12 protein-coding genes are annotated in these 16,069 nt (G+C 66.7%); 8 read left to right on the top strand and 4 right to left on the bottom strand.

The features are described 5' to 3' along the window. The first annotated feature begins 493 nt into the window (after positions 1-493). Positions 494-1,456 carry a 23S rRNA pseudouridine(955/2504/2580) synthase RluC gene (gene rluC, locus OD750_RS21930; RefSeq protein WP_263544387.1) on the top strand — a complete coding sequence of 321 codons (963 nt, stop codon included), beginning with the start codon at positions 494-496 and terminating at the stop codon, positions 1,454-1,456. 14 nt (positions 1,457-1,470) lie between these two features. Here rluC and OD750_RS21925 read toward each other — a convergent pair whose 3' ends face one another. Beyond that, positions 1,471-2,985, bottom strand: a complete 1,515-nt coding sequence (locus OD750_RS21925) for a CPBP family glutamic-type intramembrane protease (RefSeq protein ID WP_336407583.1) — start codon at positions 2,983-2,985, stop codon at positions 1,471-1,473. Further along, the gene (locus OD750_RS21920; protein ID WP_263544225.1) at positions 2,985-3,323 is read right to left on the bottom strand and encodes a 4a-hydroxytetrahydrobiopterin dehydratase; all 339 of its coding nucleotides are present in this window, start codon (positions 3,321-3,323) and stop codon (positions 2,985-2,987) included. The genes OD750_RS21925 and OD750_RS21920 overlap by 1 nt, the downstream gene beginning before the upstream one ends. A 105-nt stretch (positions 3,324-3,428) precedes the next feature. Between OD750_RS21920 and OD750_RS21915 the strand changes: the two genes are divergently transcribed. Beyond that, on the top strand, positions 3,429-4,040 hold the full coding sequence (locus OD750_RS21915; RefSeq protein ID WP_263544224.1) for an NfuA family Fe-S biogenesis protein: 612 nt from the start codon (positions 3,429-3,431) through the stop codon (positions 4,038-4,040). Positions 4,041-4,147: 107 nt separating this feature from the next. Here OD750_RS21915 and OD750_RS21910 read toward each other — a convergent pair whose 3' ends face one another. Together OD750_RS21910 and OD750_RS21905 are read right to left on the bottom strand one after the other, a co-directional pair. Further along, complete coding sequence (locus tag OD750_RS21910) at positions 4,148-4,483, bottom strand: c-type cytochrome (RefSeq protein ID WP_263544223.1); 336 nt, start codon at positions 4,481-4,483, stop codon at positions 4,148-4,150. Between the two features lie 17 nt (positions 4,484-4,500). Further along, positions 4,501-4,833: a c-type cytochrome gene (locus OD750_RS21905; protein WP_263544222.1), complete on the bottom strand. Its 333-nt coding sequence runs from the start codon at positions 4,831-4,833 to the stop codon at positions 4,501-4,503. 335 nt (positions 4,834-5,168) lie between these two features. Between OD750_RS21905 and OD750_RS21900 the strand changes: the two genes are divergently transcribed. From OD750_RS21900 to msbA, 6 genes are all read left to right on the top strand, one after another. Then, on the top strand, positions 5,169-6,347 hold the full coding sequence (locus OD750_RS21900) for an efflux RND transporter periplasmic adaptor subunit (protein ID WP_263544221.1): 1,179 nt from the start codon (positions 5,169-5,171) through the stop codon (positions 6,345-6,347). Beyond that, positions 6,344-9,652, top strand: coding sequence for an efflux RND transporter permease subunit (locus tag OD750_RS21895; protein ID WP_263544220.1), 3,309 nt, complete (start codon positions 6,344-6,346; stop codon positions 9,650-9,652). The genes OD750_RS21900 and OD750_RS21895 overlap by 4 nt, the downstream gene beginning before the upstream one ends. Next, positions 9,649-12,723: an efflux RND transporter permease subunit gene (locus OD750_RS21890; RefSeq protein ID WP_263544219.1), complete on the top strand. Its 3,075-nt coding sequence runs from the start codon at positions 9,649-9,651 to the stop codon at positions 12,721-12,723. Before OD750_RS21895 ends, OD750_RS21890 begins: the two co-directional genes overlap by 4 nt. A 303-nt stretch (positions 12,724-13,026) precedes the next feature. After that, complete coding sequence (locus OD750_RS21885) at positions 13,027-13,665, top strand: MotA/TolQ/ExbB proton channel family protein (RefSeq protein WP_263544386.1); 639 nt, start codon at positions 13,027-13,029, stop codon at positions 13,663-13,665. A gap of 9 nt (positions 13,666-13,674) precedes the next feature. Beyond that, the gene (locus tag OD750_RS21880) at positions 13,675-14,106 is read left to right on the top strand and encodes an ExbD/TolR family protein (RefSeq protein ID WP_263544218.1); all 432 of its coding nucleotides are present in this window, start codon (positions 13,675-13,677) and stop codon (positions 14,104-14,106) included. Next, a complete protein-coding gene (gene msbA / locus OD750_RS21875; protein ID WP_263544217.1) occupies positions 14,103-15,860 on the top strand; it encodes a lipid A export permease/ATP-binding protein MsbA in 1,758 nt (585 codons plus the stop codon). The genes OD750_RS21880 and msbA overlap by 4 nt, the downstream gene beginning before the upstream one ends. The last annotated feature ends 209 nt before the right edge of the window (positions 15,861-16,069 follow it).

Here is a 16,069-nt window from a genome sequence, read left to right as displayed (position 1 = left end):
GTAGTCCTTGATGCGCTCTACCGCGGACGGCGCGACAGGCGCATACCTCGCAGGTGACCCTGCGGCACGCGGCGAAGAGCTGCGTGCGGAAAGACCGGAAAAATCCGATCGGCGGACGACGGTGGCGCGATGCGCCGGTCCGGCGCCGTCCTGGTTGCGCGTCTCTCACGACGAAGCGGGAGCGCTTTTTGTCTCTATGAACCGGGAAGACTTGCGGTCTCCCCAGCGGTTGTTTGTTGCCGTGCGCGACCGGAAACCCTCGCGGCGCTTGCTGCGCTGCGGGCAATTTCCGACCCGATCCGCTACGATGCCTCAAGGCGCCTTGCGCGGCTCCGGTCAGGATTACCGACGGGGCCTTCAAGGCACGAAGCGGACGAATGCGCCGCCGCTCGAACGTGTTTTCTCCGATCCGGTGTTCCGAAAGCCGGGTTTTTCACGTTTCAGTTGGCGCGAAGCGCGTCGCCAGTCTACCAGTTGACAGCAGATTTTTTCAATCGTGGCGCGAACTTCTGGCGTTTCCCCAGACGCGGGCTCCGGTGTGCGCATCGTCCGTGTCCCGGAAGATCGCGACGGGCAGCGTATCGACAATTTCCTTTCCGGCCAGCTCAAGGGCGTGCCGAAGAGCCTGATCTATCGGATCGTGCGTACCGGGCAGGTGCGCGTGAACGGCAAGCGCGCCAAACCCGACACCCGCCTTGCCGCCGACGACGAGGTGCGCATCCCGCCGGTGCGTGTCGCCGACAAGGAGGAAACCGGTGCGCCGGCCAAGGGGCTCGTCGAGCGCGTCGGCGAAGCGATCCTGTTCGAGGACAAGGAATTTCTCGTGCTCAACAAGCCGGCCGGCATCGCCGCGCACGGCGGCAGCGGCGTCAGCCACGGCGCGATCGAGCTGTTGCGCGCGCTGCGCCCGAACGACACGCTCGAACTCGTGCACCGGCTCGACCGCGATACGAGCGGCGTGCTCGTGCTCGCGCGCAAGCGCTCGGCGCTGACCGGGCTGCAGGAACTGATCCGCGAAAACCGCACGACCAAGCAGTACCTCGCGCTGCTGCAGGGGCGCATGGCGCGTGCGACGAAGAGCGTCAACGCGCCGCTGCGCAAGTCGATCCTGCAGGGCGGCGAACGCATGGTGCGCGTCGACGACACGGGCAAGCCGTCGCTGACGCATTTCAAGGTGATCGAACTGTACGGCCCGGCGAGTCTCGTCGAGGCGACGCTCGAAACCGGCCGCACGCATCAGATCCGCGTGCATTCCGAGCACATGGGCCATCCGATCGCCGGCGACGACAAGTACGGCGACGCCGCGTTCAACAAGGCGATGAAGGTGTACGGCTTGAAGCGTCTGTTTCTGCACGCCAAGCGGTTCGAGTTCGAACTCGGCGGCAAGACGCGCAGCTTCTCCGCGCCGCTCGCGGACGATCTGTCCGCCGTGCTCGACAAGCTGCCGGCGCCGTAGACCGCCTGTAACGGCTACAGAAAGAAACGCGCGCTGACTTCGGCCGACCGCAGGATCTCGGGCGGCAGGCAGGCGAGCAGGATCGTCGCGCTGGCCACATGGGCCGCGACGATCGGCAGCAACGCGCGGTGCCGCACCCAGGTCGCGCTCCAGATCAGCCCGCCGGCGAACGTCGCGAGCATGAGCGCGGCGTTGGGCGTGTGCAGCAGCGCGAACACGAGCGCCGCCGCGAACGCGATCCAGCGCTGCGGCAGGCCGACGAGGCTCAGCCGGTCGGCGAGCACGACGCAGATCAGGTACTGCTGCAGCGCCGCCCAGGCGAGATAGCGCACGAGCATGATTTCGTCGGGCCAGTGAAAGCCGTCCTCGGCGCGATGTCCCCAGGCGGCGACGCCGATCGCGAGAACGACCGTGGCCAGCGGCGCGAAGCCCGCGGCCGGCGGACCGAACCAGCGCCACGGCGGCAGATTGTCGACCGGTCGCAGACTCAGCGCGAACGCGAGCGCGGCCGTCGCGACGAGCGCGGTCCAGGCGTCCGGGTTGTCGCCGACGAACCCGCCGATGACGAGGCCGAACGGCGCCGCGAGCGCGCCGGCGGCTTCGAGCGCGCCGCGCAGGCGCGCATGACGCGGCGGTCGCAGGCGCAGCGCAACGAGCGCCGCCACGTAGAGCGCGAGCGCCGGCCAGCGCAGGTCGAGCGGACGCGCATCCGCGTCGCGCAGAGCGAGCGCACTCGCGGCGGCATCGACGCGTTCGGCGGCGTCGACGCCCGCTGCGAACAGCGCGGCCGGCGCCTGCAGCAGCAGACGGTCGCGCTGCGCCATCGCCGCTTCGAGCGGCTGGCCGTCGTCGAGCGCATAGCGCGGCACGGCGTCGGCGGACGGTTCGGCGACGTTGATCGGGCCGGGCGCGACGGGCATCCACGGTGCGTAGTAGACCCTTTCGTGCATCGGCACCATGCGCGCGGCGGTCAGCCGGAACGCGTCGCCCCGCGGCGGTCGCGCCTGGACGCGCAGCATCGCCAGACGCTTCGGCGTTGAAACGGCGGAACCGAATTCATCGGTCCACGGCAGCGACGCCAGATCGATCATGCGCGCGCCGGTCGCGAGACGCGCAAACCGCATCGGGCCGCTCAACGCCTCGCGCACGACCAGCGTCGTCTGCGCGTCCGGCGTGTCGACGGCATCGAGTTCGAGCCGTCCGTAGACTGCAAGGTCGATCGCGCCGGCGAACGGGAGACCGACCTGGAACGTCTCGCCGTTGCCTTCCACGCGCAGGCCGCGCTCGTCGAACTCGTAGGCGCTGCTCCCGAACAGGCGGCCGGCGACGAGATCGCGTTCGCGGCGGGGCGCCCAGCGATACGGCGTGTCGCCGCGATCGAGCAGGAGGATCGTGCGCGCGGCGTCGCGCGCGAGGTGCGCGCGCCACGCCTGCCAGGCGAGCGCATCGAGGCACGCCGCCGCGGCGACGATCGCCAGCGCATAGGCGATCCAGCCGGCGACGTCGCGGCCGCGCTCGGGAAGGCGCATCACGCGGCGATGACGTCGACCTTCGCGGCGCAGATGAAATCGTTCAGCGACAGCCCGCCGACGTCGTGCGTCGAGTAGCGCATGCGGCAGTAGTTGTAGCCGACTTCGAGATCCGGGTGATGGTCTTCGCGGTTCGCCATCCAGGCAACGGCGTTGACGAAACCCATGGTGTGGTGGAAATCGCGGAAACGGAACTCATGTTGCAGCTCGCGGCCGTTCGCGGCGAGCGACCAGCCCGGCAGCTGCGCGAGCAGTTGCGCGACCGACTCGCTCGACAGCGCATGGTCGGGGCCTTTGAGCGGCTGGCAATGCGCGGCGGCGAGTTCGGCGTGGTTCATGGCGGGCTCCGTGAAGAATCTTGAGATTATAGACGCCGCATACGCGGCCGCGTTGGCGGTCGTGCAAATCAGGACTACAATGGTCCACATTCATTCGGAACCGACATGATCAACATCTCCGAACGCGCGCAGAAGCATTTCCACAAGCTGATCGAGCAGCAGGGCATCGACGGTCTCGGCATCCGCCTGCGCGCGGTCAAGGCCGGCACGCCGTCGGCCGACTGTCAGCTCGAATTCTGCGAACCGGCCGATCTTGCCGGCGACGAATGGCAGATCGAATGCACCGGCTTCATGCTGTACGTGGAGGCGGCGAGCGCGCCGTTTCTCGACGCGGCCGACATCGACTACGAGACGAGCGCGACCGGCGGACAGCTGACGATTCGCGCGCCGCGCATCAAGGGCGACGCGCCGGGCGAGGGCGCGAGCCTCGTCGAGCGCGTGCGCTACGTCATCGAGACCGAGATCAATCCGCGCGTCGCCTCGCACGGCGGCCGCGTCAGCCTCGAAGAAATCACCGCCGACGGCGTCGTGCTGCTGCGTTTCGGCGGCGGCTGCCACGGCTGCGGCATGGCCGACGTGACGTTGAAGCACGGCGTCGAAAAGACGCTGCGCGAGCGCATTCCCGAAATCACCGCGGTACGCGACGCGACCGATCACGCGACCGGCGAGCAACCGTATTTCAAGCGCGAGCAGGAAGGCAAGTCGGCACTGGTGTGACGCAGCGGCAGAACTTGCGCAAGTAAAACGCCGCTTTCGCGGCGTGGTCGTGCCTGATGTAAAAAACGCCGCTTTCGCGGCGTTTTTTTGGAAGAAACGTCGAGCGCTCAGCGACCCTGGACGTGATGGTCGAGGTCGGAAAGATCGCTCGGCAGGCCGGCGAAGTACGCGGCGAAGTCCTTGATGTCCTGATCCGACAGCGGCGTGGCGAAGCCGGTCATGATCGGGTTCTTGCGCTTGCCGGACTTGTATTCCTTGAGCGCCTGTTCGAGGTAGTCGCGGTACTGGCCGGCGAGCTTGGCATACTGCGGATCGGTCGGAACGCCCTGCGCGCCGTGACAGGCGGCGCACGGCTTGACGCGATCTTCGACGGTCGCGGCGGTAGCGATGCTCGACAGCGCGGCCAGGGCACCGAAAGCGATCAGCGAAAACGTACGGTTCATCGGTGGCTTCCTTTCGATCACTTGGCCGGAGCGGTAGCGAGGCTGGCGAGGTAGGCGGAGATGTCTTCGATGTCCTGCTGCGACAGGCTCTCGCCCTGCGCGCGCATCGTCGGGTGTTCGCGCTCGCCCTTCTTGTAGCCGGCGAGGGCGGAGACGAGATATTCGTAGTTCTGGCCGGCGATGCGCGGCACGTGATAGTTCGGATACGCGTTCTTGTAGCCCGGCACGCCGTGGCAGCCGGCGCAGGTGTAGACCTTGGTCCGGCCCGCTTCCTTGTCGCCGGCGGCGTGTACGGTGCTGGCGAAGGCGGTGGCGGCAAGGAGGGAAGCAAGCAGTAGCGGTCGGGTCATCGTTGTCGTTTCCGGCGGTGGCATGAAGCCTGGCTGGTACAAAGCGGCGAGTATAGCGTGCGCGAGCGCCGGCGCTCCACCTCCGCCGTCGCTGAACCGGACGCTACCGCCGAAAGGGGCTGTGACTACCGGCTCAAGATTCCGGCTAAACGGAATTTCATACTTCGCATCGAATGCGGAGGGCAACCGCATCCTTTCCCGGTGGATCTGCATCCATGGTGGCCATGGATGCGCTTGCGGTCTATGGTGATGTAGTTTAGTATAACACCATCATACCAGCACACAGGGCGCTCCGTGCCCTCCGGTCGCAGTCGGCTTCAAATGGGGAAAGTGAGATGTCGCGCATAGCAGCATTGATTCTTGTCGTGGCCGTGGGGCTGGCCGCGTGCGGTAAAGGGGGCCCGGACAAGGGCAAGGAAGCAGAAGCGGTCGCGACCGTACCGGTCGAAGCGTCCGTCGCGGCGCGCAGGCCGATCAATGCGAGCTATTCGGGCACGGCGACGCTCGAAGCCGACCGCGAGGCCGACGTCGTCGCCAAGACGAACGGCGTCCTGCTCAAGCTGATGGTCGAGGAAGGCGACGTGGTCAAGGAAGGCCAGGTGCTCGCGCGGCTCGACGATTCGAGCCCGAAGCTCAACCTCGCCAAGACCGAGGCGACGCTGCGCAAGCTCGAGGCCGACTATCGCCGCGCCGACGAGATGTTCGCCAAGAAGCTCCTGTCGATCGAGGAGCACGACAAGATCAAGTTCGATCTCGACAACCAGCGCGCCGCGCACGACCTCATGCGCCTGGAGCTGTCGTACACCTCGGTCGTCGCGCCGATCGACGGCGTCATCGGCAAGCGCATGGTCAAGGAAGGCAATCTGATCCAGCTCAACCAGGCGCTGTTCCACATCGTCGACTTCGATCCGCTGCTCGGCGTGCTCAACGTGCCCGAGCGCGAACTCAACACGCTGAAGCCGGGCCAGTCGGTCAGCATGGTCGTCGATGCGCTGCCGGGCCGGCCGTTCGCCGGTACGATCGATCGCATCAGTCCGGTCGTGGAAGCCGCCAGCGGCACGTTCCGCGTCACCTGCCGCTTCAAGCCCGAACCGAATTCGCTCAAGCCCGGCATGTTCGGCCGCATCGACGTCGTCTACGACCGCAAGCAGGACGCGCTGACGATCCCGCGCGCCGCGCTGATCGAAGAAGACGGTCAGACGGCCGTCTATCTCGTCGTCGACGCGCCGCCGCCGGCCGCGCCGGCCGACGCGAAGAAGGCCGCGCCCGGCGATGCGGTCGCCGCGACGCCGCCCGAACCGGCCAAGCCCGACGCGAAGATCGACGCCGGCAAGACCGACGCGCCGAAAGGCCCGGCCAAGCAGGCGCAGCGCCATATCGTGCAGGTCGGTTTCGCCGACGGCGAATACATCGAAGTTCGCGACGGCCTCAAGGAAGGCGATCAGGTCATCACGGTCGGCCGCAACGCCGTGCGCGACGGCACCCTCGTGCAGGTGCTGGAGGCCGGCAAATGAGCATTGTGGAACTGGCTACCCGCCGCCGCGTGACCGTCGGCATGGTCACGGTGACCTTCGTGCTGTTCGGCATCATCGCGCTCGCCGGGCTCAAGGTGAACCTGCTGCCCGATCTTTCGTATCCGACGCTGACCGTCCGCACCGAATACGAAGGCGCCGCGCCGCTCGAAATCGAAAACCTCATCACCAAGCCGGTCGAGGAATCGCTCGGCGTCGTCAAGAACGTGCGCAAGCTGCATTCCGTGTCGCGCACCGGCCAGTCCGACGTGATCCTGGAATTCACCTGGGGCACCGACATGGACATGGCGAGCCTCGAGGTTCGCGACAAGCTCGAAACGCTGCAGCTGCCGCTCGAAGCGAAAAAGCCGCTGCTCTTGCGCTTCAATCCGTCGACCGACCCGATCATCCGCTACGGCCTGGGCGCGGCGAAGCCGACCGCGACGTTCAACGAAGCGCAGTTGAAGCAGCTGCGCCGCTTCGCCGACGACGAGCTCAAGAAGCGCCTCGAACCGATCGGCGGCGTCGCCGCGGTCAAGGTCGGCGGCGGCCTCGAAGACGAGGTCGCGGTCGAGATCGACCAGCAGAAGCTGTCGCAGCTGTCGCTGACCGTCAGCGACGTCGTGCAGCGCCTCAAGGACGAAAACGTCAACATCTCCGGCGGGCGCATCGAAGAAGGCTCGCAGCGCTACCTCGTGCGCACGATCAACCAGTTCGCGAACCTCGAGGAAATGCGCGAGCTGCTGGTCAAGATCGACAACGGCGTGCCGATCCGGTTGAAAGACGTCGCCAAGGTTCACCAGAGCTACAAGGAACGCGAAGGCATCGTGCGCATCGACGGCGCCGAGGCGATCGAGCTTGCGATCTACAAGGAAGGCGACGGCAATACGGTCAGCGTCGCGCAGGGCGTGAAGAAGGCCGTCGAAAAGCTCAAGACGACGCTGCCGCCCGACGCGAAGCTGTCCGTCATCGACGACCAGTCGATCTTCATCGAGCACGCGCTGCACGAGGTGAAGATCGACGCGCTGATCGGCGGCCTGCTCGCGATTCTCGTGATCTTCTTCTTCCTGCAGGACAGCTGGAGCACGTTCATCATCTCGCTGTCGCTGCCGGTATCGCTCGTCACGACGTTCTTCTTCATGGGCCGCGCCGACCTGTCGCTCAACGTGATGTCGCTCGGCGGCCTCGCGCTCGCCACCGGCATGGTCGTCGACGACTCGATCGTCGTGCTCGAAAACATCGCGCGACTGCGCGAGAAGGGAATGTCGTACGTCGAAGCGGCGATCCAGGGCACGAAGGAAGTCGGCATGGCGGTGACCGCGTCGACGCTGACGACGGTCGCCGTGTTCTTCCCGCTCGTGTTCGTGCAGGGCGTCGCCGGCCAGCTGTTCCGCGACCAGGCGCTGACGATCACGTTCGCGATGCTGATTTCGCTGATCGTCGCGATGACGCTGATTCCGATGCTCGCGTCGCTCAAGGGTCAGAAGCCGCTCGCGTTCGTCGAAGAAGACGAGAACAAGGCGCGCGTCCGCACGAAGCCCGAGCGCCGCCCCGGCGTGTTCGGCTGGCCGGGCTGGCTGTTGCGCATGCTCGGCTACGGCATCGGCGTGGCGATTCGCGCGATCGTGTGGCTTGCGGCGATCGTGATCGGTTTCGTCGCCCGCATCGTCGGCGCCGTGCTGCGCTTCGTCGGCAAGGGCGTGCTGCTGCCGTACAACGCGATCGCCGCCGGCTATACGCGCATGCTGCCCGGCGCGCTCAAGCACCCGTGGCTCGTGCTCGCGTTTTCGGCCGCGTCGTTCGTCGGCTCCGTGATGCTCGTACCGACGCTCGGCATGGACCTCATTCCGCAGCTCGCCCAGGGCCGCTTCGAAATGACGGTGAAGCTCGCGCCGGGCACGCCGCTCGCCGACACCGACGCGCTCGCGCGCGAACTGCAGTTGAAGCACGCGGACGATCCGAACATCGAGTCGATCTACGGCGTGTCGGGCGTCGGTACGCGCCTCGACGCCAACCCGACCGAATCGGGCGAGAACATCGCCAAGCTCCTGATCGCGCTCAAGCCCGGCGTCGGCGAAAAGGGCGAGCGCGCGGCGATCGAAGCGCTGCGCAAGACGATGACCACGCACCCGGGCGGCGACACGAAGTTCTCGCGACCGCAGCTGTTGTCGTTCTCGACGCCGCTCGAAATCGAGATCCGCGGCTACGACCTCGACGTACTGGAAAAGGCCGGCAAGAAGCTGGCGGGCCTGTTGCGCGGATCGCCGCGCTTCGCCGACGTCAAGTCGACCGTCGAGGGCGGCTATCCCGAAGTGCAGATCCGGTTCGACCAGGATCGCGCCGCCGCGCTCGGCCTCACCACGCGCACGATCGCCGACCAGGTGGTGCGCAAGGTGCGCGGCGAAGTCGCCACGCGCTACAACTTCCGCGACCGCAAGATCGACGTGCTGGTGCGGGCGCGCGAAGACGACCGCGCGAGCGTCGACGACATCCGCAACCTCATCGTCAATCCCGGCGCCGAAAAACCGATCCGCCTGTCGGCCGTCGCCGATGTCATCGCGACCGAAGGCCCGAGCGAAATCCATCGCGTGAGCCAGGAGCGCGTCGCGATCGTGTCGTCGAATCTCGCCTACGGCGATCTCGGCACCGCGGTCGAGGACGTGCGCTCGATCCTGGCGAAGAATCCGCTCGCGGCCGGCGTCGCGGTCAATATCGGCGGCCAGAGCGAAGAGCTCGACCAGTCGACGAATTCGCTGATCTTCGCGCTGGGTCTTGCGATCTTCCTCGTCTATCTCGTCATGGCCTCGCAGTTCGAATCGCTCTTGCATCCGTTCGTGATCATGTTCTCGATCCCGCTCGCGGCGGTCGGCGCGGTGCTGGCGCTGAAGCTCACCGGCAACGCGATCAGCGTCGTCGTGTTCATCGGCCTCATCATGCTCGTCGGCATCGTGGTGAAGAACGCGATCGTGCTGATCGACCGCGTCAACCAGCTGCGCGAGGCCGGCGTGGAGCGGCGCGAGGCGATCGTGCAGGGCGCCGAGTCGCGCCTGCGTCCGATCGTCATGACGACGCTGTGCACCCTGATCGGCTTCCTGCCGCTCGCGATCGGCCTGGGCGACGGCGCCGAAGTGCGCGCGCCGATGGCGATCACGGTGATCGGCGGCCTCGCGGTGTCGACGCTCCTGACGCTCATCGTGATTCCGATCGTCTACGACCGCCTCGATTTCCGCGGCGACGCCTGGTACCGCGCGCGCGCCGAGCGCCACGCGGCGAAGCAGGCTTCCGCGACGCTGGAGCATGCGTCGTGACGCTCGCGGAGCTGAGCCTCAAACGGCCCGTCACCATCATCATGTTCTTCGTGTCGATGATGGTGATCGGCCTGATCGCCGCGGTCCGGCTGCCGCTGGAGAAATTCCCCGACATCGAAGTGCCGTTTCTGTTCGTCGACGTGCCGTATCCGGGCTCGACGCCGGCCGAGGTCGAGCGCGTGCTCGCGCGGCCGATCGAGGAGGCGCTCGCGACGATCCCGGGCATCCAGCGCATGCAGTCGACCTCGCGCGCCGACGGCGCGCAGATCTTCCTGCAGTTCAAATGGGGCAACAGCGTCGCGGTCAAGGCCGTCGAGGCGCGCGAGAAGATCGACGCGATCCGCAAGGACCTGCCGTCCGATCTGCAGCGCTACCAGGTGCTGAAGTTCTCGACGTCCGACGAGGCGATCCTGCAGCTGCGCGTGTCGAGCGACATGGACATGTCGAACTCGTACGAACTGCTCGACCGCAAGGTCAAGCGTCCGCTCGAGCGCATTCCGGGCGTGGCGCGCGTGCAGATCCAGGGCGTCTCGCCGCCCGAGCTGCAGATCGAGCTGTCGTCCGATCGCATCGCCGCGACCGGCGTGAGCCTCAACGAGCTGTACGAAAAACTGCAGAAGGCGAATTTTTCCGTCTCCGCCGGCCAGATCCTCGACGGCCAGACGCGCTATCGCGTTCAGCCGCAGGGCGAGTGGAAAAATCTCGACGACGTGCGCAGCCTCGTCATCAACGACCGCGGCCTGAAGCTCGGCGACGTCGCCGACGTGAGCCTGAAGCCCGCGCGCCTGGACTACATGCGCCGCCTCGACACGCGACCGGCGATCGGCATCGACATCTTCAAGGAGCGCAACGCGAACCTCGTGGAAGTCGGGAAGCTGGTCAACGAGGAGGTCGACCGCATCAAGCAGTCGCCGGAAATGCGCGGCATCGACGTCTACGCGCTCGAAGACCAGGCCGACGCGGTCACCTCGTCGCTGTACGAGCTGTCCGAGGCCGGCATCATCGGCACGCTGCTGTCGGTGTTCGTGCTGTTCTACTTCCTGCGCGACATCAACTCGACGCTGATGGTGTCGCTCGCGATTCCGATCTGCTTCGTGATGACGCTCGGCTGCATGTACTTCTTCGGCATCACGCTCAACATCCTGTCGATGATGGGGCTGCTGCTCGCGGTCGGCATGCTCGTCGACAACGCCGTCGTCGTCGTCGAAAGCATCTACCAGTACCGCGAGAAGTACCCGGAAAAGCCGTGGTACTGCGCGGTGCAGGGCACGCAGGCCGTGGGCGTGGCCATTGCCGCGGGCACGTTCGCGAGCATCGTTGTGTTCCTGCCGAACATCTTCGGCACGAAGAACCAGATCAGCATCTTCCTGACCCAGGTGGCGGTCGCGATGTCGATCGCGCATCTCGCCTCGTGGCTCGTCGCGGTCACGATCGTGCCGATGCTGTCGGCGCGCCTGCCGACGCCGAAGTTCGTCGGCAAGAAGACGTTCGTGACGCGCCTGCAGGACAGCTACGCGCGCCTGATCGACTGGACGCTCGCGCATCGCAAGATCACGACGTTCTGCGTGCTGCTGCTGACCGTGGTCAGCATCGCGCTGCCGATGACGAAGACGAAGTTCGACATGTTTCCGTCCGGCGAAGGCTCCACGCTGCGCCTGCAGTACGACCTCAACGGCCTGTACCGCCTCGACGAGCTGAAGAAGTCGATCGCGAAGGTGGAAGAGTACCTTCTGTCAAAAAAGAAAGAGTTCCAGATCAAGTCGGTGTACAGCTACGCCGACGAGCGCGGCAACGCGATGACCAACGTCATCCTGATCGACGCGAAGGAGATGACGCGCACGTCGCAGGCGGTCATGGAGGACATCCGCAAGGAGCTGCCGAAGATTCCGATCGGCAAGGTGACGTTCGACCGCAACGGCGGCGGCAACAGCGAGGGCCTGCGCATTTCGCTCAGCGGCGACTCGATGGAGCAGCTGCACGAGCTGTCGGAGGCCGTGATGCCGGTGCTCGCGCGCGTGCCGGGCCTGCGCGACGTGCGCACGGCCGAACGTACCGGCGACCGCGAAGTGGCCGTGCGCGTCGACCGCGAACGCGCCAAGTCGTACGGCTTCTCGGCGACCGAGGTGGCGAGCTACGTCGGCATCGCGCTGCGCGGCGCGCCGCTGCGCGAGTTCCGCAACGGCGACACCGAGATCCCGGTGTGGCTGCGCTTCCAGGGCGCCGACGCGCAGAGCGTCAACGACATGGCCGACTTCAAGCTGCGCCGCGCCGACGGCACGCTCGTGCCGCTCCTGGCGATGGTCGACGTGCGCACGCAGGAGGCCGCGTCGGCGATCCAGCGCGACGGCCGCCAGACCTCGCTGCCGATCGCCGCGAACCTCGCGCCGGGCACGACGATGGACGATGCGAAGAAGGCGATCGAGGCGGCGATGAAGTCGGTCAGCCTGCCGGCCGGCTATCGCTGGAGCTTCGGCCGCAGCTTCGACGAGGAAGACGAGGCGGGCCAGCAGATGGCGAACAACACGCTGCTCGCGCTCGTGCTCGTCTATGTGGTGATGTGCATCATGTTCGAGTCGCTGATTTTTCCGGCCGCGATCATGACGACGTTCGTGTTCTCGGTGTTCGGCGTGTTCTGGCTGTTCTGGCTGACCGGCACGGTGTTCTCGATCATGGCGTCGATCGGGATACTGATCCTCATGGGCGTCGTCGTGAACAACGGCATCGTCATGATCGTGCACGTGAACCAGCTGCGGCACGAAGGGCTGAGGCGCACCGAGGCGCTGGTCGCCGGCGCGCGCGACCGCCTGCGGCCGATCCTGATGACGATGGGCACGGCGATCCTCGGCATGGTGCCTCTGTGCATCAGCAGCACGGAAATGGGCGGCGACGGCCCGCCGTACTATCCGATGGCGCGTGCGATCGCCGGCGGCCTCGTCTTCTCGACGGCGGTGACGCTGCTCGCGCTGCCGGTGATCTACGCGCAGCTCGACGACATGCGCATGTGGGTGCGGCGCGTCTGGCGCGACGCCATGCGCGGCTGGATTTCGCGCAAGAGCGAGCCGGCGGCGTAACCGCAACCCTTTCCCTCGAGCTTGCTCGGGGAGAGGGCAGGGTGGGGCGACGCACGGGTGTCGTCGACCTCGACGCAGCGCGCCGCGTCGCCCCCTCACCCCGGCCCTCTCCCCCGACGGCGTCGGGGGAGGGGAGAAGTCCGACGTCTCGCATGTCTCGAAGTCCTGCGCCGCGCATCCGCGCCGTGAGCACTCCCGCACAAGCACCCCCGTTTTCGCTGGTATGATCGCCCTGATTGCGCGGCCGTCGGCCGCAACCCACGGCTTTTCGTAGCGGAGTGATCGCACGTGCTTGAAATCCTGATGGCGGGCGGCTGGGCGCTGGCGCCCATTCTGGTCTGTTCGGCGATGGCCCTGGCCATCATCCTGGAGCGCTTCTGGACCTTGCGCCGCAAGGCCGTGATTCCGCCCGAACTCGGCGAGCAGGTGCGCGCGTGGGCGCGTACGCGCAAGCTCGACCCGTCGCACATCGATACGTTGAGCAAAAATTCCCCGCTCGGCGAATTGCTCGCCGCCGCGCTGAACGTGCGCAATCGCCCGCGCGAAATCATCAAGGAACGCATCGAGGACACGGGCCGCCACGTCGTGCACCGCCTCGAGCGCTTTCTGAACACCCTCGGCACGATCGCGCTGATTTCGCCGCTGCTGGGCCTGCTCGGCACCGTCATCGGCCTGATCCGCATGTTCCTCGCGGTGATGGTGCACGGCATCGGCGACGCGCAGCAGATGGCCGGCGGCATCGGCGAGGCGCTCGTGTGCACGGCGCTCGGCCTCGTCGTCGCGGTGCCGGCGTACGTGTTCCACCGCTTCTTCCGCTCCAAGGTCGCCGGCCTCGTCGTCGGCATGGAGAAAGAGGCTACCTCGCTGCTCGACGAACTCGCCGCGCAGTCGGCCGCGGAAACCGCGGCCGCGCCAGGCGGTACCGTGCGCGCGGTGCGCTGAGGACGACGCATGAAGCTCGGCGCCGCCCGGCGTGAAGACGATTTCGAGATCAACGTGATTCCGTTGATCGACGTCATGCTCACGCTGCTGATGTTTTTCGTACTCACCGCCACCTTCGAGCAGCGCGCGCGGCTCAAGGTGAATCTGCCGCAGGCCAGCGAAACCGCGGAATCGTCGCCCGACCAGTCGCTGACCGTGCAGATCGACAGCGACGGCCGTTATTTCATCGATTCCAACGAAGTGTTGAATCCGAGCGTCGACACGCTCAAGGAAGCGCTCGTGCAGACCGCCGGCGACGACCGCACGCGACCGGTGACGATCCGCGCCGACGCGAAGACGCCGCACCAGGCCGTCGTCACCGCGATGGACGCGCTCGGCCAGGTCGGCTTCACGCGGCTGTCGATCGCCACTACGCCGTCGAAGGAAGCACCGAAAAAGTGAGCGCCGCGAAGCCGGCGTCGGCCGCCGTCACCTACCGACGCCTGCTCGGCTACAGCGCGCGGCACTGGCCCATCGCCTCGCTCGCGCTCGCCGGCATGGCGCTCGACGCCGGCATCGCGTCGCTGTTCGCGTGGCTGATCAAGCCGATGCTCGACGACCTCTTCGGCGCGCGCAATCCGACGACGATCTTCTGGATGCCGATCGTCATCGTGTCGCTGTTCGTCGTGCGCGGCATCGCGACGTGGTTCACCGACTACGGCGTCGCGCGCATCGGCCGCGGCGTGGTGCACCGGCTGCGCGAGGAAATCTTCGGCCGCTACCTTGCGATGCCCGCAAGCTTCTTCGATCGCGAGCCGAGCGGACAGCTGCTGTCGCGCGTGACGTTCACGGTGGAGCAGGTGGCCAACGCCAGCACCGAGGCGGTCAAGGTGATCGTGCTCGACAGTCTGATGGTCGCCGGCATGATCTGCGTGATGCTGTATCACAGCTGGCAGCTGACGCTGACGCTTTTCATCATGGCGCCGCTGATCGCGCTCGTCGTGTGGTTCGTCGGGCGGCGCTACCGGCGCATCGCGCGGCGCATCCAGGATTCCGTCGGCTCGGTCACCGGCATCGTCGAGGAAGTGGTCGGCGGCCAGCGCGAAGTGAAGGTGTTCGGCGGCAGGCGCTACGAGACCGGGCGATTCGCCGAGGTCAACGAGCAGAACCGCGTGCTCAATCTGAAAGTGGCGTCGACCAATGCGCTGTCGACGTCGCTCGTGCAGATCGTCGCGGCGTCGGCGCTCGCGATCATCATCTTTTTCGCCACGCGGCCGGCCACGCTCGAAACGATGAGCTCCGGCGCGTTCATGTCGCTCATCACCGCGATGCTGACGATGCTGCCGTCGCTCAAGCGGCTGACCACGGTGCAGGCGATGATGCAGCGCGGCGTCGCGGCGGCGCAGGACCTGTTCGCGATCGTCGACCTGCCGTCGGAGCCCGATCACGGCACGCACGAGCTCGACCGCAGCCGCGGCGAAATCGACCTGAAGCGCGTCACGCTGAAGTATCCGGACAGCCACGTCGACGCGCTGCGCGACGTGAGCCTCTATTGCGCGCCCGGCAGCGTCACGGCGCTGGTCGGGCGTTCGGGCGGCGGCAAGTCGAGCCTCGTGAGTCTCATTCCGCGGTTCTACGAACCGAGCGACGGCGAGATCGTCGTCGACGGGCGGCCGATCGGCGACTGGACGCTCGAGAGCCTGCGCCGCCAGATCGCGCTGGTGAGCCAGCATGTCGTGCTGTTCAACGACACGGTCGCGCGCAACATCGCCTACGGCGCGCTCGGCGGCGCGAGCGAAGCCGACATCGTCGCGGCCGCGCGCGCGGCGAACGCGATGGAATTCATCGAACGCATGCCGCACGGCATCCACAGCATGGTGGGCGAGGGCGGCGCGCTGTTGTCGGGCGGCCAGCGCCAGCGCATCGCGATCGCGCGCGCGATCCTGAAGAACGCGCCGATCCTGATCCTCGACGAAGCGACGAGCGCGCTCGACACCGAATCGGAACGGCTGATCCAGGATGCGCTCTCGCGACTGATGAAGGAGCGCACGACGCTCGTCATCGCGCACCGGCTCTCGACGATCGAACACGCCGACCAGATCGTCGTGCTCGACCACGGCCGCATCGTCGAGGCGGGCAGTCACGCCGAACTCCTCGCGCGCGACGGCCACTACGCGGCGCTGCACAAGATGCAGTTTCACGACGCGGTGTCTTAGGCGATGGAACGCCTCGGCACGGCATCGCTGCTGCGACAGGGAAAACTTTGGCGTCGCCCCCTCATCCCGACCTTCTCCCCCAACGCGGTTGGGGGAGAAGGCGTCGAGGATTCCGGCGCTGCGCCGCTTGAGCCCTCTCCCCCAAGCTCGCTTGGGGGAGAGGGTTGGGTGAGGGGGCTACGCGAACGATCGCCCCGAATTCCGATTCT

Source organism: Tahibacter soli, from assembly GCF_025717065.2.
GTDB classification, from domain to species: Bacteria; Pseudomonadota; Gammaproteobacteria; order Xanthomonadales; family Rhodanobacteraceae; genus Tahibacter; species Tahibacter soli.
The sequence above is the reverse complement of the archived record's forward strand: the minus strand, read 5'-3'. Positions and strand labels throughout refer to the sequence as shown.

Coding starts and splice junctions, on each gene's coding strand:
- OD750_RS21925 (WP_336407583.1), bottom strand. CDS start 2,985: ATGCGCCTTCCCGAGCGCGGCCGCGACGTCGCCGGCTGGATCGCCTAT.
- OD750_RS21920 (WP_263544225.1), bottom strand. CDS start 3,323: ATGAACCACGCCGAACTCGCCGCCGCGCATTGCCAGCCGCTCAAAGGC.
- OD750_RS21915 (WP_263544224.1), top strand. CDS start 3,429: ATGATCAACATCTCCGAACGCGCGCAGAAGCATTTCCACAAGCTGATC.
- OD750_RS21910 (WP_263544223.1), bottom strand. CDS start 4,483: ATGAACCGTACGTTTTCGCTGATCGCTTTCGGTGCCCTGGCCGCGCTG.
- OD750_RS21905 (WP_263544222.1), bottom strand. CDS start 4,833: ATGACCCGACCGCTACTGCTTGCTTCCCTCCTTGCCGCCACCGCCTTC.
- OD750_RS21900 (WP_263544221.1), top strand. CDS start 5,169: ATGTCGCGCATAGCAGCATTGATTCTTGTCGTGGCCGTGGGGCTGGCC.
- OD750_RS21895 (WP_263544220.1), top strand. CDS start 6,344: ATGAGCATTGTGGAACTGGCTACCCGCCGCCGCGTGACCGTCGGCATG.
- OD750_RS21885 (WP_263544386.1), top strand. CDS start 13,027: ATGGCGGGCGGCTGGGCGCTGGCGCCCATTCTGGTCTGTTCGGCGATG.
- OD750_RS21880 (WP_263544218.1), top strand. CDS start 13,675: ATGAAGCTCGGCGCCGCCCGGCGTGAAGACGATTTCGAGATCAACGTG.